The organism is Flagellimonas meridianipacifica, from assembly GCF_003001695.1.
Lineage (GTDB): Bacteria > Bacteroidota > Bacteroidia > Flavobacteriales > Flavobacteriaceae > Flagellimonas > Flagellimonas meridianipacifica.
In genome coordinates this window covers 1-22,754 of the sequence record NZ_PVYX01000003.1, presented here as the reverse complement: position 1 = coordinate 22,754, position 22,754 = coordinate 1, and the positions used below count along the sequence as shown (strand labels likewise).

Below are 22,754 nucleotides of genomic sequence, written 5' to 3'. Positions count from 1 at the left end.
ATGAACACATTGGTATGGTTTGGAAACGACTTACGAACGGCTGATAATCAAAGTCTCGCACAAGCCGCTAAAGAGACGAAGGTCATAGCTGCCTACTTTTTTGACCCGCGTTCTTTTGAAATGACCAGGCATGGGTTCAAAAAAACAGAACGTTTTAGGGCCAAATTTTTAATTGAAACCGTGACCGAACTCAAAAGAAATCTTGAAGCCCTGAACATAAATCTGCTTGTGTTTGTTGATAAACCAGAAAACGTATTGCCAAACTTGGTCAATGAATACAACATACACCAAATTTATAAGCAGAGAGAATGGACTTCGGAAGAGGTTAATGTATTGAACAGCGTAAAATCCAAATTACCCAACGGAATTGACATCATTGAAAGTTTTGAACAATTTCTCTTCCATCCCGATGACCTTCCCTATCCATCGTTTCAAAGTATCCCGAACATTTTTACCCAATTCAGGAAAAAATGTGAAAAAGAAGTTAGTGTAAGACGAGAGGAAGAGGTTCCATCCATGTCAAAGGATAATTTGATAAAAAATTCCACTAAAATCCCATCTCTTGAAGCACTTGGATTTGAGCATTTCGCCCATGAACCTAAAAGCGCATTTCCATTTAAAGGTGGTGAGAAGGAAGCCCTGAAAAGAATTCAACATTACTTCTGGGATTCAAAAAAGCTTGCGTTTTATAAAAAAACTCGAAACGGATTAGTGGGAACGGACTATAGTTCCAAGTTTTCCCCTTGGCTAGCCAATGGCAGTATATCGGCTAGAACCATTTATTGGGAGGTTAAAAAGTTCGAGAAGGATATCAAGAAAAACCAGGATACTTATTGGCTCATTTTTGAATTGATATGGCGTGATTACTTCAAATATGTTTCGCTGAAGTATGGAAACGACATTTTCAAATTGGGTGGAATACTTCAAAAATCCTATGAATGGAAATCCAGCCCACTTCAATTAAAATCATGGACTGAAGGCACAACCACTGAGCCCTTTGTAAATGCCAATATGAAAGAATTGGCTAAAACCGGCTGGATGAGCAATAGAGGTCGACAAAACGTTGCTAGTTATTGGGCCAAAGAACTACAACAAGATTGGCGCATTGGGGCTGCTTATTTTGAATCAATGCTCATTGATTATGATGTGCATAGCAATTGGGGCAACTGGATGTACAATAGTGGTGTGGGCAATGACCCAAGGGACCGAAAGTTCAATATAAAAAGACAAGCCGAGATGTACGATCCAAAGGGAAGGTTTCAAAATCTATGGCTGCAAGACACTTTATTCTAATCGGATGAAAACACTACGCTTAATTCTCGGGGACCAATTAAACCTGCAGCATAGCTGGTTTGAAGAAACGAATGACAATGTCACCTACCTCATGGCCGAAATGCGTCAAGAAACCGAATATGTGAAACATCACATCCAAAAAGTGGTCGGTTTTTTTATGGCTATGCGAAACTTCTCAGAAGCATTAAAGAGCAAAGGACATACTATTGTTTATCTAAAGATAAATGACCCGGAAAATCTTCACGACCTAGATAAAGTTATTCAGCATCAAATAGATGAGCATGGCGCTGGTAAATTTGAATATCAATTCCCTGACGAATATCGACTGGATAAACAACTTTCTGATATTTGCGAATCCCTGGATATACCGGTCGAGGCTTTTAATACAGAACACTTTTATACTACCCGCTATGAACTCCGAGATTTCTTCGAAGGGAAAAAGCAATTGATTATGGAAAGCTTTTACCGGATGATGCGAAAAAAACATGACATCATGATGGTAAACGGTCAACCGGATGGCGGGAAATGGAACTTCGACCACAGCAATCGTAAAAAATGGACCGGCTCACCTGCCATTCCCAAAGAACTCAACTTTTCAAAGGATGTGAGTGCACTTTTGGATGAAATAAACCAGGCTGAAGTCGAAACTTTTGGAAACATTGATGCGGGACGTTTTAACTGGCCCACCTCTGAAGCAGAATGTGAAGACCTATTGAAGTATTTCTGCGAAAACCTATTGAAGTATTTTGGAGATTATCAAGATGCCTTCCATACCAGTGAAAAATTCCTTTTTCATTCTCGTTTATCTTTTGCAATGAACAGCAAAATGCTTTCACCCAAAAGGGTTATTGACCAGGTGCTGGAACACTTTTATGAAAATCAATCGGATATACATATCTCACAGGTGGAAGGCTTTGTCCGTCAAATTCTTGGTTGGCGGGAATATATGCGAGGGATTTATTGGATGAACATGCCTGAATACGCCAGTTTGAATGAATTGCATAACCACAATCCGCTACCAGCATTCTTTTGGACTGGAAAGACAAAGATGAACTGTTTAAAACAGTCCATAAACCAAAGTTTGGACGAAGCCTACGCACATCATATACAAAGATTGATGATTATTGGAAATTACGCCTTGTTGACACAGACAAATCCTGATGAAGTAGACGCTTGGTACCTTGGCGTGTACATTGATGCCATTGAATGGGTTGAGATTACCAATACCCGGGGGATGAGCCAATTTGCAGATGGGGGAATCGTAGCAACAAAGCCTTATGTGAGCAGTGCCAATTACATCAACAAAATGGGAAACTACTGTAAGGGTTGCCATTATAAGCCTACTGAAAAGACCGGTGATACAGGATGCCCTTTCAACTCGCTGTATTGGAATTTTTTGGATGAAAAGAAGGAATACTTTGAGAACAACCAAAGAATGTCAATGATGCTGAACCTATTAAAGAAAAAAGACGCCAAAGAAATGGCAATTCTAAGGGAAAGAGCACAGGAAATCATCAAGAATCCGGAAAGATTTTAACATTTTAACAGAACATTAAAATCTTTCGGCATTGTTATTGCCGTAGATATATAAAATATTCCGCTTCGGCGTCCATATATATGCAGAAAGTCCTTCGTAAACACTACGAAGGACTTTTTCCCTTTTATAGACCAATGTTATTCTAAAATTCCGTCAACGATTCCATATTCAACGGATTCCTCCGCCCCCATCCAATAGTCGCGGTCAAAATCTTTCATTACCCTCTCAAAAGTTTGGCCGCAGTTCTCTGCTAAGATATGGGCTCCCAATTCTTTGGTTTTGATGATTTCCCTCGCTTGAATTTCAATATTGGATGCTTGTCCTTGAGCTCCCCCACTAGGTTGATGAATCATGACCCTAGCATGAGGTTGGATAAAACGTCTTCCCTTTTCCCCCACAGAAAGTAAAATAGATCCCATGGAAGCCGCAAGTCCAGAACAAACGGTGGAAACAGGACTTTTTATTTGTTTTATGGTATCGTATATGGCAAACCCCGAGGTAACATACCCTCCTGGGCTATTGATAATCAATTGAATTTCGTCATTACTTTGTAGGTCCAAGTACATCAACCGGTCAATTACGTGTTTTGCTGAATCATCATCCACCATTCCCCATAAAAACACTTTTCTCTCTTCCAGTAATTTTTCTTGGATCAATTCGCTGACCTTTCCTTTTTTTGAACTCATCTTTTACGTATTGAAAGTTTCAAAATTAATCAAATTCCAAGGAAGTAACATGCCCTATTAACGACTTGTTATATCATTTTACCTCAGCCTTTGATTTCTACTTTGGCGGATGTTACATCTTTAATGGGAATAACATACTTTCCTGATTTGGTTACTAGTGTAAGGCTATTGTTTTCTATAGCTTCCACCGTACCAGAATGTTCCCCTATAACTATCTTATCCCCAACGGCATAGGTTCGTCTGGTATAGAAAGAACGTAACAAGTCTGTAATAATATCCCTTGAACCCAATCCCAATCCTAGGGCAAAAGCCAAAAGGAAAGCTCCCAGAATCATGGTGATGTTATTGGTAATTATCGTGGTATCAATCCCGGCTTGATTCAACGCAGTAATGGAAATGAAAATCACAATGATGTAGAACAACATATTGCTGACCACGTTGGATCCTGAGAATTCCAAACTGTCGAACAATTTTTTCACAGTGGTTTTTACAAAATTCCCAACGTATAATCCAATCATCATCAAAGCGAGAGCGCTAAACAGTCTAGGCAAGTAGCGAAGGAGGTTACCAATTTCTGTGGAAATGATTTCCCAGCTAAGGATATCAGCCGCAACAATTAGAAAGACCAATAACAACAACCATTTAACAAATCCCAAAATGATTTTGGCAATGTCAAATTTGAAATCTCCTTTCCCGAACAAATTCATCTCATTGATTTTTTCACTCAACGTATCCACTTTGGCCAGTTTCAGGATTTTACCAAGTACAAATAAGATAATCTTTGTCACAATCCATCCAATCAATAAAATAATAAGTGCCCCTATTATTTTTGGCAAGGCAGAAGCGATATCCCTTCCCATGGTTATTAGGGAATTAAAAGTCAGGTCTTTCCATTCGTTTATTGTTTCCATCTGTATTGTTTTACTATTGTTATCAATTGTTTCCAAAAGTTTTAAAGAGTCTTCTCAATGCCGAGCCAATATTAAATGAGAACAGGGAGCCCATGTCCATAATGAGCTTGGCCGCAGCAATATCGTTCATCACCTTTTTCTTCATACCAGGGGGCACCTCACGTAATGAGGCCTCCAATTCCTTAAAAGGATTTTTTCGTTTTTTCGCCATTATTCCAAGGTATTATAGGTTTCCATTAATCTTTTCTTTGCCCGTTTCAAACGCATTTTTATCGCACTTTCGCCCAATTCCATTAACTCGGTCAGCTCTTTTATACTGGCCCCATCTTGATATTTGAGCAACAACAGGGATTTCTCTTCTGCAGAAATCAAATCCAAGGCTTTTTTCAGTTTTTTAGATTTCATTTCAAAAAGGTCCTCGTCAGGGATTTCTGCCGAAAGTTTATATTCGGAATCTTCCACGGGAACCGATTTGTCACTCATTTTGCGTTGTTTGTTCCGGTTTACATAGTTGACACAAAAGTTATAGGTAAAGGAAAATAGCCAAGTGGAAAACTTGGATTTTCCTTTGAACATCTTCAACTTGATGAACAGTTGAAGAAAAACATCCTGTGTCAGGTCTTCTGCCTCATCTTGCGATTTGGCAAAACCATAGCACTTATTGTACACCATTTTTGCATATCGGTCATACAATCTTCCAAAAAGCATGGGGTTGTTATTGGCCACAATCCGTTCCACCAACTCCTCATCCGAAAGGTGGGCATACGGGTCATTTTCTTCCAATGATCTCTTATCAAGGTTACTTATAAGAGTTAGAAACAGCCTTTTTATAAAAGTCACTTACAGGTATTTACAGAAGAAAGTCTTGGTTAAATCAATCAACAAGATAACTTAAAAAGACGGTATCTTTGAATAATAAACCAAGTTATGAAAGCACCATTTTCCATTTTTATCTGTCTATCCCTTTTCCTTGTGGCTTGTAAAACCGAACCAAAAAAAAGCACCGTTGCAGAAGCGGAGCCTTCTCAATCCATTCTTGAAAAAATTGCCTCCGCCCATGGATATGAAAATTGGAAGGCCGTAAAAGAATTTCACTTCACTTTTAATGTGGATAGGGATAGTACCCATTTTGAACGTTCGTGGATTTGGAAACCTAAAACCAATCAAGTAACTGCAATAAGCGCAAATGATACCCTGACCTATTTCAGAAAAGAAATGGACAGTGTTGCTTACAAAACCAACGGAGGGTTCATCAATGATAGATATTGGGTATTGGCTCCATTCAATCTGGTCTGGGACCAAAACAATTTTGAGTATGAACATACTGAGAGTGTTACCGCTCCCATAAGTAACAGTCCCATGCAAAAATTAACCATTGTATATTCCAATGAAGGTGGGTACACTCCTGGCGATGCCTATGATTTCTATTTTGGCGATGACTTTATTCTTAGGGAATGGGTATTCAGAAAAGAAAATCAGGCAGAACCATCAATGACCACAACATGGGAAAACTACATTGAAATTGGGGGTCTTCAGCTAGCACAAGACCATAAAAAACCTGAAGGTGGATTTAATTTAAACTTTACCAATTTGAAGGTCGTTACCGAATGAGGTTAAAGATTCTTCCCCTACTTATCTTTTCCATCACTTTTGGTTGGGCACAAAACCAAAGGTTAGTGGTCATCCTTGATGCTGAAAGCAAGGAGCCCTTGGAATTTGTGGATGTATACAACAAAATGGACCATACTACCACCAATTCGGATGGGACATTCTTTTTCATGAGCGAGTTGGATTCTGTAGTCGCCTATAAGGTGGGCTATGAAAAGGTACGCACCACATTTGAAGCACTGAGGGACACCTTGTATTTAAAACCCAGTGCCTTTAAGCTAAACGAAATCATATTGACAAACACAAAAACCCTCTGGGATAAGGTGCGTGATTCAATTCCAAAGCATTACATGTTCACACCTTTTAAAGAGCGTTTCTTTCTCAGGTGTTTGCTTCGTAAAAATGGTAAAATGGTTAGGATACAGGATATTGAAGGAAAATTGCAACGAAAGACTCTGATTTATCGAACTGGGATGGAGTCTTCAAAGAAGGATTTTTCTTTTGAAATATCCAACATGCGAAAAATAGGTACGGATAAGGACGAGAATAAAGTGTACTTCAGTTTTTTTTCGCTTTCAGAACTTTTGTTCGAAACCATCCGATTGAATGCCACTGGTGATGGTTTTAGTCTCGTTGAAAAAGAATATGAAAATCAGAGTAAGTCCAAAATATTCTTTCAAAGTGATTCGAGTTTGGTGGGTTTGAATACTTCGGGAAATTACATCATCGACAATCAATCCAAGGCTATTGAAGCTTTTGTGATGCAGAGCCGAATAGATAGGGATAGATATTTTAAAAATGGACCTGTACGCTCACGGACGGTTGGTGTGAACCAGATCGTCAATTTTACCAGATCTCCTAAATGGGACAAATATTTTATCACCTCAGCCAAAATTTTGTATTCTGTGGAAATCACCCATACCAAGAAAACGTTCAAAGATTTGTATACCTGCGAATATATTTTGCAGACTTTTGAAAACAACGGCTCCTTTAGTTTTAACAGCAACACTAATGGAGAGAAGGACATTTTTAAGTTAAAACACGATTATAATCCTGAATTTTGGGAGAATCAAAACCGATTACTCCTAACGAAAGAGATGCAGGATTTTATCAATTCTTTTGATTCCAAGAAGAATCCATTCAAATCAAAACGAAAAAGGAAAAACTAGCCTCTTTTTCTTCGGGTGAGTGCTTGTGAAACTATAAGTACCAGAACGGCAACGCCCAACAAAACGGAAAAGGTATTTTTCAGGCCTCCATTTTCAGCAATGAATCCTAAGATTACCGGTCCCAGCAAAAAACCTGCATACCCAGTCCCTGCAATGAAAGATACACCCTGTGCAGAATCCACTCCCTTGATATTTCCGCCAATTCTGAACAATTCTGGAACTATTACGGAGAAACCAAGTCCAGTAAAAGCAAAACCGGTTATAGCCCAGAATATGGAACCGGTTAGTACCAAAACGTATCCGAGAATTGCAATACAGGTACCAAGAGCAACAATTTTGATTGAACCTATTCTTGCGCTTATTCCATCTCCCAAAAACCTTCCCAAGGTCATCGATATGGAAAAAGCCAAAAATCCTGAACCAATCAATAGCTCAGGCGCCAAGACAACTTCCTTCAAATAAAGTCCGCTCCAGTCCACGATTGCCCCTTCACTACCCATAGATACGAATCCAATAATTCCCAAAAGCAGCAAAGGCTTGAACAACTTGAGGCTAAAAGGTTCTTTTTCTATTGGGGCAGCTTGAATGGAAAAATAATTTCGCTTAAAGTATACATTGACAGAAAAAACTAGCACCACCATAATCACCATATGAAGGAACGGATTGTTTATCCATGGAATTAAAAAACTGCCCAAACCGGCTATAACACCTCCCAAACTGAAAAAACCGTGAGCGGCAGACATAAAATTTTGCTTATCCTCTTTTTCAATTTCGGTGACCAAGGTGTTCATAGCGATATCAGTCAATCCGTTAGTAGCCCCAAAAAGAAACAAGGAGACCATCAAAACATAATAGTTTGGAGCCAATAGAGGGAAAAGTGCCGCAATGCTGCTTAAAAACACTCCATACCAAGTTGCTTTGCCAACCCCCAATCGATTGATGATCGTGGAAGCCAAAGGAAATATCACAAATACGCCCAAAGAAAGACAGAACAATGCAATTCCCAAATCAGCTTTGCTGATATCCAGCTTTTCTTTGACTGAAGGAATGTATATGGCCCAAGTTCCAAACCAAATATTTAAACTGGCAAAAACCCAAGCTGGACCAAAATATCTTGGGTTGGAAAAAATAAGTTGCAATGATTTCATACGAATTAAAAGATATGGGACAAATCCTCTCCTAAGTTTCTGTTTTGATTCAATCCCTCAATGACATCCATCTCCGTCTTTGACAGCTCAAAATCAAAAATATTTATGTTTTCCTTGATTCGTTTTGGAGTTACCGATTTGGGGATAACGGCTACTCCTCTTTGCACTAGCCATCGCAAGGAAATCTGAACGGGAGATTTATTATACCTGTTTCCAATTTCCACAAGCTCAGGAATTTTCAAAACTTCACCCATCATTATTGGACGCCAAGCCTCAAGCTGTATTCCATGTTGGTTGGCAAAATCCAATAACTCAGGTTGGCTATAATGCGGATGAATCTCCACTTGATTTATAGCGGGAACAATTTCTGAGTGTTCCATCAAATCTTGTAACTGGTCCATACTAAAATTGCAAACGCCTATGGCTTTTGCAAGACCTTTTTTGTAAATCTCCTCCATGGCGCGATATGTTTCCTTGTATTTTGACTTTACTGGCCAATGAATCAGATATAAATCCACATAATCCGTTTGCAATCGGCCAAGACTTCGCTTAAAAGCTTCAAGGGTTGTATCATATCCCTGTTCGGTATTCCACACCTTGGTTCCCAAGAAAATATCTTCCCTAGGAACTCCACTCCTTTGAATGGCTTTTCCCACCCCCTCTTCATTTTCATAGGCCGATGCGGTATCAATTTTCCGATATCCTGATTCCAAAGCGGAAACAACCGCGTTTTCAACTTCTTGGTCGTTTTTAGCAAAAAGAACACCCAACCCAATTTTGGGCATTTTTAATTGGTTGTTAAGCTCAAAATATTCACCTCCCTCCATAAACACTGATAGTTATTGGTTGTCTTTATTCGACTTAGAACAAAGTAACTCTGATTTTCATGCTTTTTTTAGAATAAATCATTCAAGCTATAAGCTATTTTATTCCATTTTATACCATTTTATAAAATCATTTGGTAGTTTTAGCTTATGAAACCCATGTTGGAGACCATTAGCGTTACTTCCGATGCTTCTTTTAAGATTGAGACCTATAGAAGCGCTGACAATTGCGCCATGGCGGGCTGGCACATTCATCCCGAATACGAATTGGTATTTGTAAAAAATGGTAGGGGTCTTCTCCATATTGATACTACAAAAACATCGTACACGAACGGCACATTGGTTTTTCTTGCTGGCGATATTCCCCACGCCGATTTCGGAAATCGTGAAAACCTAGATAATGAAGAAATCGTTATTCAGTTCAAACAGGACTTTTTAGATGAAAAACTTCGGGTTTTCCCAGAGTTTCGAGCAATAAAAAAGCTTATAGAAAAATCAAAGCATATTTTAGTTTTTGATGAACAGGTAAAAAAGGGACTGGAAAAGAAATTTAGAAAGTTCAGAACCCTAGACAATCAGGGGAAGCTGATAAACCTGCTAGGCATTCTGCACGAGCTGTCCAGAGAGACATCATACCAGATGCTTCGCCAAAGCTTCCCTTTAGGAAATTTCAAAAGGGATGATATACTTCGCTTGGAACAAGCCTTTGAATATGTAAACAATCAATATTCCCAGAATATCTCTGTTGAGGAAATAGCCCAACAACTCGGCTATACCCCAAATTCATTTTGTCGTTTCTTCAAGAAAATGACACAAAAACGCTTTATTGGGTTTGTGAATGAATTCAGAATACAAAAGGCCGTCGAATTTTTCAATGAAGCCAATTCTACCATAAGCGATGTTATGTTTCGGTCTGGATTTAATGACGCTTCGTACTTTTCACGACAGTTTAAAAAGTACCAAGGACAAACACCATCAGCATATGTTCAGGACAGATATTCTCAATCAGTTTTTTAATATGCCTTGCTTTAGGATTTGCCCAAAACGATACATATCCTCAAAAGAGCAATAAAAAGGAGTCGGGGCCAAACGAATCACATTAGGTTCGCGCCAATCGGTTATTACTCCATTTTTCATTAAATAATCAAACAACTCCCTGCCCTCGCCGTGAAGGAATACGGAAAGCTGGCATCCTCTATCTTCGGGCGTTATTATTTCAAAAGTACTTTCAACTTCCTTGTCGATTTCATGAAGCACAAACTCCAAGTAGGAAACAATCTTTTCTCGTTTTTGAATCAGTTGGTCCATTCCTACTTCCTCAAAAAGTTCCAAAGAAGCTAAATAGGGTGCCAATGAAAGGATGGGTGGGTTACTCAACTGCCAAGCATCTGCGGTTTCAATAGGGTCAAATTGAGGTAGCATTAAAAACCGGGTTTCTTTTTTTGTACCCCACCAGCCTTCAAATCTTGGAATATCTTGTTTTCCCAAATGGTTTTCATGGATGAAAATGCCGGATGCATTTCCTGGGCCACTGTTCATGTATTTGTAACTGCACCAGGCTGCAAAATCGGCCCCCCAGTCATGAAGTTCCAATTTAACATTTCCAACCGCGTGGGCTAAATCCCAACCTACCATAGCTCCAACTGACTTACCTACTTCTGTTATAGCCTTCATGTCAAAGACCTGCCCATTATAGTAATTCAGCCCACCAATGAGAACCAAGGCTATCTCCTCGCCGTTCTCCTGAATTGCATTCACAACATCTTCGGTTCTCCAGGAATGCTCTCCTTTTCGTTTTTTCACTTCAATAATTGCGTCATCTGGATTGAAACCATGAAATCGCGCTTGGCTTTGGAGCATATATTGATCTGATGGAAATGCTTTTTCTTCGCAAAGGATTTTATACCGTTTTTCCGTGGGTCGATAAAAGGAAACCATCAATAAATGGAGATTAACCGTCAAGGTGTTCATCACCGATATTTCTTCTGGTTTCGCTCCTACTACTTTTGACAGGCCATCGGCCAATCTTTCATGATAATCCCACCACGGTTTATCTGCATAAAAATGACCTTCCACAGCCAAATTCTTCCAGTCGTCCATAACCTCATCCACAAACTGTTTGGTTCTTTTTGGTTGAAGTCCCAAAGAGTTTCCTGTGAAATAGATAACGTCTTTTCCATTTACCTGAGGAAAGTGAAACTCATTGCGATATGATGCCAAAGGGTCCTCGGCATCCAACTGTCTGGCAAATTCCAGCGTGTTCTGAAAGGTCAAAGTATCCATATCCCAAAAATACAATTTGCTTATTGATTTTCGGATGGCCTGGGCATACGCATTTCAACCAGATGCTTTTTAAACCCTACCTTTTCATAGGCCTTTATAGCTGGTATGTTATCTTCATAAACAGTAAGTCGGATTTCAATAAATCCCTGAGACTTTGACCAGCTCACCAACTCATCCACAATTAGCGCATTTATTCCCATACCTCTATACTCAGGATGGGTGAACATGAAGCCCAGGTAAGCGTAATTATCATGATCCAGATAATGCCTGGCCTTTTTGGAAATACCATATCCCGAACCTACAAGTATCCCATCAACTTCCGCAACAATAACACAAGTATTGTCGTCCAATACCATTTCCTTAAGATCATAGTAGCTCAGCGGGTCTTTGCCCAAAGTAGAATCAAAAGGTCGTTCCGCGGTGATTATTCCCTGTTCAAATTCAAGGAGAGTTGGTAAATCTTCCAAGGTGGCATCCCTTATAGTACCGTTGAATTTTCTCATACTAGTTTTTTGACCATTTCCAGAATTCTAAAGTAGTGTTTTCCCTATTTTTACGAAAAGGTTACAGATGCATTTTCTTTCTCCAATTTTGGAATCTTATATCGCCAAAAGTTCAGAAGAGGAACCTCCTTTGTTAAAGGAATTGACACGTGAAACTCATCTCAAAGTAGTTCGACCAAGAATGCTTACAGGGCATTTTCAGGGTAGGGTATTGAGCATTCTGTCCAAAATCATCGCCCCGAAGCATATACTGGAAATTGGCACCTACACTGGATACTCCGCCATATGTCTATCTGAAGGGCTCCAAAAGGATGGCACATTGCACACCATTGAAGTGAATGAAGAATTGTTTGACATCCAGACCAAATATTTTGAAAAAAGTGGATTTAGCAACCAAATTGTTCAACACATTGGAGATGCGTTGGAGATAATTCCAAAATTGGAAGTCACGTTCGATTTGGTTTTTATTGATGCACATAAAGTGGACTATCATGCTTATTTTGAAAGCGCCCTAAAAAAAACCAAATCTGGCAGTATCATATTATCAGATAATGTCCTTTGGTCGGGAAAAGTTGTGGAACCTCTTGATAAGACAGACTTAGCCACTGCAGCTTTATTGGAATACAACGAAAAGCTAAAAAATGACCCTCGAGTTGAGACCGTTTTATTGCCCATTCGAGATGGATTGACCTTGTGCAGGGTGAAATAAGAGGTTATATCCTTTAAAGAAAAACCATGCTAAAGCTACGCCCACCATTGTTCCTACAATGATATCCAAAGGAAAATGTACCCCGAGGTAGAGTCTACTATAGGAAAACAGTATAGGCCAAACAAAGAAAATCCCTGCCCATTTCACTTTTTCGCGCAGAAGCAAAAAGACCAAAAATGTTACGGCAAATGAACTGGAGGCATGTCCCGAGAAAAAACTAAAATCGCTCGGCGTATGCAAGATTCGCATCATACCGTTTATAGTCTCATCATTGCAAGGCCTTAAACGTCCCACAATGGTTTTCACATAGTTGCATAAACCAGTTATCGCAAAAATCAACAACACTAGCAGGCCAATTTTTTGCAATGCCTGTTTTATTGGATACTTGATTAAAAACAAAATGATGAAAAGAATAAAAAGCGGAATCCATGAGGTGATATGGGTCACCAGAGACCAAAAAGAGTCGAAAGTAGGGGAGCCTAGATTATTTAGGTAAAGGAGCGCTTGCTTATCCCAAGAAAGCATCTGGTCCAACATGGACTAGCTTCTTTTGATTGTTCCAGTTACTTCATCCACATTTTTTTTCACTTCATTCAGTTCTTCTCGAATCTCTTTGGTGAAATCAGTATCTATACCTTGTTTTTCGGCACTTTTTTGGATTTCTCTTTTAATGTCATCCGTAGCATCACGCAACTGGCGCATTCCCTTACCCAATCCTTTGGCTATACCAGGAATCTTATCCGCACCAAAAACCATTACCACAATAAAAAGTATGAAAAAAATCTCCGCTCCGCTGATAAATAGGAAATACATAAAACAAATATAATGAGAACTTGAATGGAAAATAAAAAAGCCCTGCTAAATCACAGGGCCTTTTAACGAATTTATGTTTTAAGACTATTTTCCTTTGATATTTTCTTTGAACTTATCAAAGTCAGATTTCTCTTCTTTTTTAGGCCATGCGTTATTCGTTGTATCGATATCAGCAGTCTCCAATTTAGGGTCCACTATAATACCTACTATCTCTTTCTCAGTGGCTACAACTCGCTTAACTTCAGCATCATTCTTTCTCCAAATTTCTGCAGGATACGTAATGTTTTCTTTGGAACCATCCGCATAGGTATATTCAACAATCAAAGGCATTGGAATTCCTCCGGGCTTGTCAAAAGTAACTTCGTAGAAAAACTTAGGTTCCTTTACTTCAGCTCTTTCTTCCGCACTCATATTGTCCATCATGAACTCTTTCAAATTTTGAGAAACTTCTGTTGGAGCTTTTCCTTTTAAATCCTCGCTGTAGTCCTCGCTGTCTTCGGCAGCAAGATATACCAATGGAGGTAAATCGGCTTCGGTAAGGTTCCTATCTGCCATGTACTTCTCCATTTCTTTGGTGGGTTTGGAAGTAACATAGTACTTTTTCACACCTTTCACACCAATATCCACATAGTCCGTAGTATAGAACCATCCTCTCCAGTACCAATCTAAATCTACTGCAGAAGCATCCTCCATGGTACGGAAAAAGTCCTCAGGTGTTGGATGTTTGAACATCCAGCGCTGTGCATAGGTTTTAAATGCGTGATCAAACAATTCCTTGCCCATTACGGTTTCACGAAGAATGTTTAGAGCTGTAGCTGGCTTACCATAAGCATTTGGACCTAAGCTATATACATTCTCGGGATTGGACATGATGGGTGCAATGAAATCTTGGTCACCGCTCATGTAAGGCACAATTTTCGAAGGCTCTCCTCTTCTTGAAGGATACTTGTCGTTTGGAGCAATTACATCCGGATAATTTTCTCCAAACTCCTGTTCCGTTAGATATTGCATAAAAGTATCCAAACCTTCATCCATCCAGCCCCACTGACGCTCATCAGAGTTTACAATCATAGGGAAATAGTTGTGACCTACCTCATGGATAATTACACTTATCATTCCAAATTTCGTACGGTCTGAGTACGTTCCATCTGGATTCGGACGTCCAAAATTGAAACAAATCATAGGGTATTCCATTCCAATCTGTGCAGCATGCACGGAAATTGCCTTGTGGTATGGGTAATCGAATGTGAATTTTGAATAGGTTTCCAAGGTTTGAACCACAGCCTTAGTGGATTGCTCCTCCCATAGTGGATTTCCTTCTTTGGGATACAAAGAAACGGCCATAACTTCTTTACCACCCAATTTCACGGCTTGGGCATCCATGATGTATTTTCTTGAGGTTGCAAAAGCAAAATCACGTACCAAAATTCCTGGCTCGGTTTTGAATCTCCAAGTCTTGGTATCATTTGCAAAACCACTTTCTTTGGCAGTTGCTTCTTCCTGAGTTACGATAACAACAGGTTTATCATATGACTTTTTCGCCTGGTTGTAACGTTTCATCATATCTCTGGAGAATACTTCCTTTCTATTTTGAAGCACTCCGGTAGCATCTAAAACGTGATCTGCAGGAACTGTAATATTTACCTCATAGTTTCCAAAGGGCAGTGCAAACTCACCATTGCCCCAGAATTGATGGTTTTGCCAACCTTCAACATCACTGTAATGTGCCATACGAGGGAAAAACTGAGCTATGATATAGTTTCTGTTTCCATCGCCAGGAAAAAATTCATATCCTGAACGACCCCTATCATTTACGTGGTCGTTGATATTATACCACCACTTAATGGAAAAAGACATGCTCGCTCCACTTTTAAGAGGTTGGGGAATATTTACTCTCATCATGGTTTGATTGATGGTGTAGGATAATGCATTCCCACTTGCATCTTTCACAAAATCAATATTGAAACCACCATCAAAAGGTTCGGTGACATACGTTTTGGCAAAGTTGCCCGCAGTATAGGCAAAATTGACCCCGTTTCCGTTACGTAATGGGGACTTGGAATCTTTGGCCCTAACATTTTGGTCCAATTGCACCCAAAGAAATTCCAAATCATCGGGAGAATTGTTATAATATGTGATGGTTTCCTCACCGTAAATCTTGGCATTTTTGTCATCCAACGTTATGTCCATTTTGTAATCGGCCTGTTGTTGGTAGTAGTCAGGACCTGGCGCTCCTGAAGCAGAGCGGTATGTATTCGGCGTGGAAAACTCCTCGTACAGTTGCTTGAACTTACTTTGGTTATAGTGGCCTGGTTTACGTTCTTCTTTTGCCTCTTCTTCTTGGGCAACGGCTAGTGCTCCAAAAAGAAACAGAAGTGAAGCAAAACAATACTTGATTTTGTTCATCTTTTCTTTAGTTTTTAATCGCGGAAAAATAACTCTTTTTTTAACCATTTCTTAAGAGCAGGTCACAAGTTTAACATTCCTTTATTATTCTCTCGAATAAGAACGAAACTTTTCTTTTGTCCCTTCCATTTAAAATGAACAATGTTCTGTTGTTCATCAAAGAGATCAGTAAGGATTTCGTTTTGAATGGCAATGGATTTTGTTTCGGAAAGCTGAATATTGGGAATCTCCAGATAGAGGATAACTACGTCATTGTCATATGTTTTACCTAAAAAATCATAATCCACCTTTTCCCCATTGATTTCAACTACAAATTTTTGAAGAAAGTATCTTTTGATATAGGTGTTGGCATTCTCTAATTCATCATTGGTAGCCAACTTTGCCGTTACCCCAAACCTTTCAGACAGCAAATCTTCCAAATCATCAATAAAAACACGACTTGTAATCTGAAAAGCTGTGTCTTTTTCTGAGTACTTTACATGGGTTACACTCACATAAAACTTATGGGCCACCGAAAAAGAAAGAAAGGCAAAAACGGTCAAGACAAATAAACTATTTCTAACTGATGTTCTCATTACTATATTATATCATTAAAGTGGCAAACCCTATGCCAAAACTAGTCCAATTTATTGTCTAAACGATATGATTTGCTTTTTTTCAGCAAAAACTCCCACAAAACCAATTCGTCGTCTCTTTTTTGAATTTCTTGAAACGTGTCATCCATTTGACAGTAGTAAAAGAATTCATGAAACCTGTCATTGGGTATTTTTAAATGTGAAATCAAAACTGAATCCAAATATTTGTTTTCAATTTCCTGTATTGTTGCATACTCTTCATCCAACTTGACTCTGTTTTTCAACATTTTGGTCCGACCACTCAATCGATTAAGGGTTTTGTTTACGTTAAAAGCTATGCCAAGGGGGACTATGTATAGATATTTACCATTATCCGCATCTTTCAGCTTATTCTCACTTTGTGAAATAATCCGTACTTCTGCATTGGGTAGTCCTAGTGCTTCCGCGCTTACATCTTTTTCCAATTGAAGCCCTCCCAAATCTTCATTGAGGTTACCTGATAGGTTATAGGGCTGAACCACCACTTCATCCAATTGGTTTACAAATTCCTCCATTTCTATTAGAACAGAGTTTGAATTATAAATGGCTTTGGACACGACCAATCTCCTAGTTTTAAATTGAACAGCCGAAAACACTAAGGTGTCATTGAGGTTTACTAAAATAGAAAAGCTTCCATCTTCTTTGGTGATGGTGGCTTGTTTTGAGTTTGTGTTTTGAATGGTAATGTTCTGAATATCATTGTTGATTGAAACAATTTTACCTCTCAACAACCTTGACTTTTGTGAAATCCCAGTAAAAACCATCAAAAAGAAAAAGAGACCTGGAAGGCATTTGAAGCGTACCTGCGAATTCATTCCAAATTGTTATCTTTTCGATACGCTCGACTCTTCAAAATCATATAATCCAAAATACGGAGCTTGTCGCCTGAATCCACCACATTTTGAAATTCTTGGTCAACCTCGCAATAATACATGAAGTCTTCAATTTTTTCACTTGGAATTTTAAACAAGCCCACAAAAAGGGAATCCACATAAAAATCCTGTACTCTTTGGGTACGAGCATAGGTATTGTCCAACTTTACACGATTCTTCAACATTTTCGTACGACCGGTAATGGCATTGATTATAGGATTTAAAGGAGGACTTAAAATCATACCAACATTGAACTTGGGACCAGCAGCTTCCTGCAATTTTCGCTCGCTTTGTGTTTTAATCCTAACACCCGCATTGGGAAGTCCCAAGGCTTCGGCACTTACATCTTTTTCCAGTTGAAGGCCCCCCAAATCCTCACTGAGGTTACCGGATAGGTTATAGGGCTGTACCACCACTTCTTCCAATTCATTTACAAACTCTTCCAAAGGAACAGTGACAAATCGAGTATTGAAGATGGCCTCATTTATTGGGAGAACCTTTCTTTTAAATTGGACCGCAGAAAACACCAAAGTGTCCCCTTCCTTCACTTGAATCGCAAATTGTCCGTCAAAACTGGTGATTACGGCATTTTTTGAAGTAATATTTTGTACGGCAACACCAACTACATCCTTACCAGGGGCTTCTACCCTACCGTTCAACAATTTACTTTCTTGAGCTCTAGTATGGATTATGGACAAAATCAGCACACATCCCAAAAAGAATTTACTCTTCATTCAATTCAGTCAAATACGTTTTGCTCTGTGTTACCAAAAAATCAATCAACTGAAATTCATTTTCCTTGCGTAGCAAGGTTTGGGAAGGAACTTTATTGTCACAATACAAAAGGAATGCATCAATCTGGTCTTGTGGCAACTTAAGGTCTACAACAAAAAACTCATCATCATATACCTGCCGTAACACCTCACTAACCTTAAGTGGGGCCCGTTCCTCACCGTCTTTATTACGGGATTTAAAAAGTGCCTTAAAAATATTGGCAACATTCAAACCGTCTTGCATACCACGTACGCTTTGGGATTCCGCCACATTTTGCACTTCGGTACCGCGGTCTATCTCATATTCAAAACCTTTGAAATCTTCATTCTTTACCTCTAAAAACTTCTTTTGGTTTTCTGGACTTACAATTACTTCATCCAATTCTGTGATTTTTTCGGTCACCTCCACGACCAACCGATTGTTGCGTAAAATCTCTGGAGTGATTTTTACAACTTGTAACTGATAATTTACCGCAGTAAATACCAATTGATCCCCTTCTTTTACCGCTATTAGAAATTCACCGTTATCTGTGGTAATGGTCGCAGTTTCTGCCGTAGCATTGATTACATTTTCGTTGGGAACATTCCCGCCACGATACAATACCTTTCCTCGTAGTAACTGTCTTCCATCTTGGGCAATGGACAATCCAAAGAAAAAAGAACAGAGAATGAAAAGGATTGTTTTTTTCATAAAAACGTGTTTAGTATCATCTAAAGAAAGCCTATGGGCACCGTAAAAAAAATAAAAACATTCTAAACTTTTGTTAATTCCTCAAAAATTAAGCTGCTCATCTAAGGTTCATTCAACTTTGAAGGTGCACATTTTAACGGTAATAATTAGAATAATCGTGAGAGAAAGGTAGTTTTGCGGTTTACAAAAAAGTAAACCTCAAACCTCACTCCTGTGAAAAAAACTGTTCTCTTTTTGGTTCTAGGCCTACTACTAGGAACATCGTTATACAGTCAGATAAAAATTGGTGAAAACCCTCAAAATTTGGATGCCTCCTCCGTACTGGAGTTGGAAAGCACTACACGAGCTTTGGTTATTACCCGAGTTACCAATGCCCAAATGTTGAGCATTACTCCACTCCGTGGTGCTATGGTGTATAATACAGACACTCAGTGTGTACATTTTTACACAGGTACCGAATGGTTCAATCCATGTGCCACAGAGGGACAGACCTTTTCTGCAGATGCTAATGTAAATCCTGACCCTACCATTCTCCTTACAGAAACCGTTACCACCAATCCTGCCAATACTAACTTTAATTTTGAGGTAGGGGTTATCAATGGGGTTCGGAATATTGCTCCTTCCACCATTATTGGAGATTTTCATATTACCCCAAGTTCAATAACTAGTTTGCAGTTGGGAGATGACTCTGTGACCTTGGACAAATTGGCTGATGGGCTTATTAACGGACAGCTTCTTCAGTGGAATGGAACGGAATGGGAATTGGTTGAAGATTCAACATTTCTGGCAAATCTTGGAGAGGATGTCACATCCACAAACAATTCCATTACGGGTACTCAAACGGGTGCTGCACTTGTCCCGATGGACCTTGAGGTAAATGTTGATGGAACTACCATTGAGGTCGATGTTAGTGGGCTACAAATAGCCGATAACGCAATCACCAACGATAAAATGGCCGACGATGCCATAAACACCGACGAGATTGTCGACAATGCCGTGACCTCTGCAAAAATTCTTGACGGTGAGATAGTCGATGCGGACGTGAACGCAGCAGCCGCAATAGAAGGAACCAAGATAAATCCCAACTTCGGAGCACAGAACATAGCGACCACAGGGACACTTGCCGCTGGGAACACAACTGTAACGGGGACGCTCTCCTCAACAGGAATCACTACAATTGGGGCAAACAGCATAACCAACGTGGACGGGACAAATGGACAGGTACTGACCACAGATGGGGCAGGAAACGCCACCTGGCAGAACCCGAGCCCCTTGGCCGTGGCCACCACTACCGCAATCGATGGTAACGGATTGGCGGCAACACCACTGGACCTGGCTGACAATGCCGTGACCTCTGCAAAAATTCTTGACGGTGAGATAGTCGATGCGGACGTGAACGCAGCAGCCGCAATAGAAGGAACCAAGATAAATCCCAACTTCGGAGCACAGAACATAGCGACCACAGGGACACTTGCCGCTGGGAACACAACTGTTAATGGGTCATTAAGAGTAAACATAAGAGAAGACAATAACTTGTCTGTTACGATTTTAGATTCAGATTACACTGTAATTGTTGACAATGCCACAGATATAGATTTACCAGCCGCGAATGCCACAAATCGGGGTCGTATTTACGTAATTAAAAATCTAACGGGGGTAACTATTTCAATGTCTTCAGACAGTTTTGTTCCTTCAACGAGTGCAATCAGCACTCCTGATGTGCAACAAGGTGTTACACAAATCCAAAGTGACGGAACAAGTTGGCAACAAATCAATTAATGAGATTTTTTTTCTACATATTGTTGTTTTATGCCGGCATTGTTCAAGCCCAAAACGCCCTCTACAATAGCGGCACCCTTCGTATTCACCCAAATGGCAACTTGGGCTTTCATGCGGATTTAATCAATGAAGTACCATTCGAAAACAACCAAGGATTAGCAGGGTTCTACGGAGATATTCCTCTGCAGGTCCAAGGCAGTATTGCTCCCACCTTTAATGACGTGGAGTTTTTGGTATCGAACAACATTTTTCTAGGAAACTCAATCAACGTACTCAACAATACTAACTTTGTGGATGGCGATGTGTTGACCCCATTAAACGACCAAACTGTTTTTCTCAACTTTCAAAACACAGGTTTTTTCACCGGTGAGAACGATACCTCCAAAGTTACTGGGTTCGCAGCGATGACCAATCGCGACTTTTTTTCTTTTCCAGTGGGCGATGCCGAGCTACTACGGCCCTTAATGTTGGACTCTGAAGGGAATACAGATTTGGCCATTTGTGCTTACTTTTTTGAAAACCCCTCGAATCCATCCTCCATAACGGAGACTTTCGATGTAGAAGAAAAGGTAAGAAGCATTGGAACCATTTCTGACCGTGAGTTTTGGATAGTTCAGAGTGATGTGCAAGCCACTGTGACCATTAGCTGGAATCCAAGAAGTAATCTGGTGGCCATTCCCAACCTACAGCCCGAAGGTATTATCGTGGTAGGTTGGAGCAAACAGTCCAATCAATGGATAATTATTGGGAACTCAGCACAGAGTGGAGACCTGAACCGAGGTTTTGCAACATCACAACCCTTTATACCTAGTGAGTTTGCTGCAATCACTTTTGGAACCATTCCACTGCCCACAGATACCTTTGCAGTGAACAATCCTACCTTGGGCAACTACTTTTTAAGTCCTAATGGAGATGGCATTAATGATTCCTTCTTTATTGAAGAATTAGCGGAGTCTCCAAACAATAGTATGCGAATTTTTAATCGATTTGGGCAAAAAGTGTTTGAACAAATTAACTACGTAAATGAATTTAGAGGGTTCTCCAATACCGGAAGTTTTTTACTTAGCCGAGATATTGGTCTGCCAGAGGGCTTTTACTACTACCTCGTTACCTTGGATGATTTGGGACTCGAATATCAAGGATTTTTGTATTTAAACAGATAGTTTTGAAAGTTTTTTCATGTTAAATTATCGATGTAATTGTTTAATATTTAGACGATTGAAAAAACACCCCCTTTTTACCACACTATTTTCCTCCTACACAACAATACTTTTTCCTATTTGCAGTTAAGCGCGATTTTTACGTTCAAAGTGATTTGCCACAAATCTTATCGTAAATATGAAAACAAGGCTGTCTTTACTTGCGCTACTTTTTCCTGTGCTTATTTTTTCGCAGGTAAAGGTTGGTGACAATCCAAACATAATTAATCCTTCATCCATTCTTGAGCTAGAGAGTAGCAATAAGGCTTTGGTACTTACACGGCTCACCTCTGCTCAAATGCAGAGCATTACCCCGTTAAATGGAGCGGTCGTTTACAATACTGACACGAATTGCGTGCATTACTTCAATGGCGGTCAATGGATTAATTTATGTGACAGTTCAGGTTCTTCAAATTTAACCTTTGTAGATAACGGAAATGGAACCTTTTCTATACTGGATAACGGTATAATAATATTTACCTCATCGGACCTTACCGGACCTCAGGGACCGGCGGGGACCAACGGAACAGATGGTACGAACGGAACCGATGGGACAAACGGAACAGATGGGAACGGCATAGCATCGACCATGGACAACGGTAACGGGACCTTCACCCTCAACTTTACCGACGGGACCAGCTTTACCACAGCGGACCTTACAGGACCGGCGGGGATCAATGGAACAAACGGAACCGATGGTACAAATGGTACCAATGGGACAAACGGTGCGGACGGGAACGGGATTGCATCGACAGTGGACAACGGAAACGGGACCTTCACCCTGAACTTTACCGATGGGACAAGCTTTACAACAGCGGACCTTACAGGACCTCAGGGACCTGCGGGGACCAACGGAACAGATGGTACGAACGGAACCGATGGGACAAACGGAACAGATGGGAACGGCATAGCATCGACAGTGGACAACGGTAACGG

The 22,754-nt window shown here is 39.9% G+C and carries 23 protein-coding genes and 1 pseudogene; 9 read left to right on the top strand and 15 right to left on the bottom strand.

All coding sequences use genetic code 11. The features are described 5' to 3' along the window. A complete protein-coding gene (locus CLV81_RS19480) occupies positions 1 to 1,293 on the top strand; it encodes a DASH family cryptochrome (RefSeq protein ID WP_106147784.1) in 1,293 nt (430 codons plus the stop codon). A gap of 4 nt (positions 1,294 to 1,297) precedes the next feature. Further along, positions 1,298 to 2,830 carry a cryptochrome/photolyase family protein gene (locus tag CLV81_RS19475; RefSeq protein WP_106147782.1) on the top strand — a complete coding sequence of 511 codons (1,533 nt, stop codon included), beginning with the start codon at positions 1,298 to 1,300 and terminating at the stop codon, positions 2,828 to 2,830. Between the two features lie 137 nt (positions 2,831 to 2,967). Here the strand turns inward: CLV81_RS19475 and CLV81_RS19470 are convergent, their stop codons facing one another. From CLV81_RS19470 to CLV81_RS19455, 4 genes are all read right to left on the bottom strand, one after another. After that, positions 2,968 to 3,516 carry a ClpP family protease gene (locus CLV81_RS19470; protein WP_106147780.1) on the bottom strand — a complete coding sequence of 183 codons (549 nt, stop codon included), beginning with the start codon at positions 3,514 to 3,516 and terminating at the stop codon, positions 2,968 to 2,970. Positions 3,517 to 3,599: 83 nt separating this feature from the next. Further along, a complete protein-coding gene (locus CLV81_RS19465; RefSeq protein ID WP_106147778.1) occupies positions 3,600 to 4,427 on the bottom strand; it encodes a mechanosensitive ion channel family protein in 828 nt (275 codons plus the stop codon). 22 nt (positions 4,428 to 4,449) lie between these two features. Then, positions 4,450 to 4,638 carry a hypothetical protein gene (locus CLV81_RS19460; RefSeq protein WP_106147776.1) on the bottom strand — a complete coding sequence of 63 codons (189 nt, stop codon included), beginning with the start codon at positions 4,636 to 4,638 and terminating at the stop codon, positions 4,450 to 4,452. Next, on the bottom strand, positions 4,638 to 5,267 hold the full coding sequence (locus tag CLV81_RS19455; protein ID WP_211298032.1) for an RNA polymerase sigma factor: 630 nt from the start codon (positions 5,265 to 5,267) through the stop codon (positions 4,638 to 4,640). Before CLV81_RS19455 ends, CLV81_RS19460 begins: the two co-directional genes overlap by 1 nt. An 87-nt stretch (positions 5,268 to 5,354) precedes the next feature. Here CLV81_RS19455 and CLV81_RS19450 point away from each other — a divergent pair, with 87 nt between their 5' ends. Further along, positions 5,355 to 6,038 carry a hypothetical protein gene (locus CLV81_RS19450; protein ID WP_106147774.1) on the top strand — a complete coding sequence of 228 codons (684 nt, stop codon included), beginning with the start codon at positions 5,355 to 5,357 and terminating at the stop codon, positions 6,036 to 6,038. Beyond that, the gene (locus CLV81_RS19445) at positions 6,035 to 7,204 is read left to right on the top strand and encodes a peptidase associated/transthyretin-like domain-containing protein (RefSeq protein WP_106147772.1); all 1,170 of its coding nucleotides are present in this window, start codon (positions 6,035 to 6,037) and stop codon (positions 7,202 to 7,204) included. The genes CLV81_RS19450 and CLV81_RS19445 overlap by 4 nt, the downstream gene beginning before the upstream one ends. On the opposite strand, the gene CLV81_RS19440 is transcribed toward CLV81_RS19445, so the two are convergent. Further along, a complete protein-coding gene (locus CLV81_RS19440; protein ID WP_106147770.1) occupies positions 7,201 to 8,352 on the bottom strand; it encodes an MFS transporter in 1,152 nt (383 codons plus the stop codon). The two genes, CLV81_RS19445 and CLV81_RS19440, sit on opposite strands and share 4 nt — an antisense overlap. Positions 8,353 to 8,357: 5 nt before the next feature. After that, on the bottom strand, positions 8,358 to 9,137 hold the full coding sequence (locus CLV81_RS19435) for an aldo/keto reductase (RefSeq protein WP_281258023.1): 780 nt from the start codon (positions 9,135 to 9,137) through the stop codon (positions 8,358 to 8,360). A gap of 198 nt (positions 9,138 to 9,335) precedes the next feature. Here CLV81_RS19435 and CLV81_RS19430 point away from each other — a divergent pair, with 198 nt between their 5' ends. Further along, the gene (locus CLV81_RS19430) at positions 9,336 to 10,193 is read left to right on the top strand and encodes an AraC family transcriptional regulator (protein WP_158259161.1); all 858 of its coding nucleotides are present in this window, start codon (positions 9,336 to 9,338) and stop codon (positions 10,191 to 10,193) included. Here CLV81_RS19430 and kynU read toward each other — a convergent pair. Both kynU and CLV81_RS19420 read right to left on the bottom strand, forming a co-directional pair. Next, positions 10,182 to 11,450: a kynureninase gene (gene kynU / locus CLV81_RS19425; RefSeq protein ID WP_106148093.1), complete on the bottom strand. Its 1,269-nt coding sequence runs from the start codon at positions 11,448 to 11,450 to the stop codon at positions 10,182 to 10,184. The two genes, CLV81_RS19430 and kynU, sit on opposite strands and share 12 nt — an antisense overlap. A gap of 29 nt (positions 11,451 to 11,479) precedes the next feature. Continuing rightward, positions 11,480 to 11,962, bottom strand: a complete 483-nt coding sequence (locus tag CLV81_RS19420) for a GNAT family N-acetyltransferase (RefSeq protein WP_106147766.1) — start codon at positions 11,960 to 11,962, stop codon at positions 11,480 to 11,482. Between the two features lie 67 nt (positions 11,963 to 12,029). Between CLV81_RS19420 and CLV81_RS19415 the strand changes: the two genes are divergently transcribed. Beyond that, the gene (locus CLV81_RS19415) at positions 12,030 to 12,671 is read left to right on the top strand and encodes an O-methyltransferase (protein WP_106147765.1); all 642 of its coding nucleotides are present in this window, start codon (positions 12,030 to 12,032) and stop codon (positions 12,669 to 12,671) included. On the opposite strand, the gene CLV81_RS19410 is transcribed toward CLV81_RS19415, so the two are convergent. The 7 genes from CLV81_RS19410 to CLV81_RS19380 all read right to left on the bottom strand — a co-directional run bounded on the left by CLV81_RS19410 (position 12,627) and on the right by CLV81_RS19380 (position 18,840). Next, a complete protein-coding gene (locus CLV81_RS19410; RefSeq protein WP_106147763.1) occupies positions 12,627 to 13,208 on the bottom strand; it encodes a phosphatase PAP2 family protein in 582 nt (193 codons plus the stop codon). The two genes, CLV81_RS19415 and CLV81_RS19410, sit on opposite strands and share 45 nt — an antisense overlap. A gap of 3 nt (positions 13,209 to 13,211) precedes the next feature. Next, on the bottom strand, positions 13,212 to 13,484 hold the full coding sequence (locus CLV81_RS19405; protein ID WP_106147761.1) for a Sec-independent protein translocase subunit TatA/TatB: 273 nt from the start codon (positions 13,482 to 13,484) through the stop codon (positions 13,212 to 13,214). An 84-nt stretch (positions 13,485 to 13,568) separates the two neighbouring features. Continuing rightward, positions 13,569 to 15,890, bottom strand: a complete 2,322-nt coding sequence (locus CLV81_RS19400) for a M1 family metallopeptidase (protein WP_106147759.1) — start codon at positions 15,888 to 15,890, stop codon at positions 13,569 to 13,571. 62 nt (positions 15,891 to 15,952) lie between these two features. Then, entirely contained in the window at positions 15,953 to 16,465 is a 513-nt protein-coding gene (locus CLV81_RS19395) for a DUF6702 family protein (RefSeq protein WP_106147757.1), read from the bottom strand. Positions 16,466 to 16,506: 41 nt separating this feature from the next. Beyond that, the gene (locus tag CLV81_RS19390) at positions 16,507 to 17,319 is read right to left on the bottom strand and encodes a carboxypeptidase-like regulatory domain-containing protein (protein WP_106147755.1); all 813 of its coding nucleotides are present in this window, start codon (positions 17,317 to 17,319) and stop codon (positions 16,507 to 16,509) included. Then, positions 17,316 to 18,110 (bottom strand): peptidase associated/transthyretin-like domain-containing protein, encoded by a 795-nt coding sequence (locus CLV81_RS19385; RefSeq protein ID WP_106147753.1) that lies wholly within the window; start codon positions 18,108 to 18,110, stop codon positions 17,316 to 17,318. Before CLV81_RS19385 ends, CLV81_RS19390 begins: the two co-directional genes overlap by 4 nt. Next, positions 18,100 to 18,840, bottom strand: coding sequence for a peptidase associated/transthyretin-like domain-containing protein (locus tag CLV81_RS19380; protein WP_106147751.1), 741 nt, complete (start codon positions 18,838 to 18,840; stop codon positions 18,100 to 18,102). Before CLV81_RS19380 ends, CLV81_RS19385 begins: the two co-directional genes overlap by 11 nt. Positions 18,841 to 19,053: 213 nt before the next feature. Between CLV81_RS19380 and CLV81_RS19375 the strand changes: the two genes are divergently transcribed. The 3 genes and pseudogenes from CLV81_RS19375 to CLV81_RS20625 all read left to right on the top strand — a co-directional run. Then, positions 19,054 to 20,619 (top strand): autotransporter outer membrane beta-barrel domain-containing protein, encoded by a 1,566-nt coding sequence (locus tag CLV81_RS19375; protein WP_106147749.1) that lies wholly within the window; start codon positions 19,054 to 19,056, stop codon positions 20,617 to 20,619. Next, the gene (locus CLV81_RS19370; protein WP_106147748.1) at positions 20,619 to 21,782 is read left to right on the top strand and encodes a gliding motility-associated C-terminal domain-containing protein; all 1,164 of its coding nucleotides are present in this window, start codon (positions 20,619 to 20,621) and stop codon (positions 21,780 to 21,782) included. The genes CLV81_RS19375 and CLV81_RS19370 overlap by 1 nt, the downstream gene beginning before the upstream one ends. Before the next feature lie 175 nt (positions 21,783 to 21,957). Then, a pseudogene (locus CLV81_RS20625) lies at positions 21,958 to 22,754 on the top strand (hypothetical protein); the annotation flags it as partial.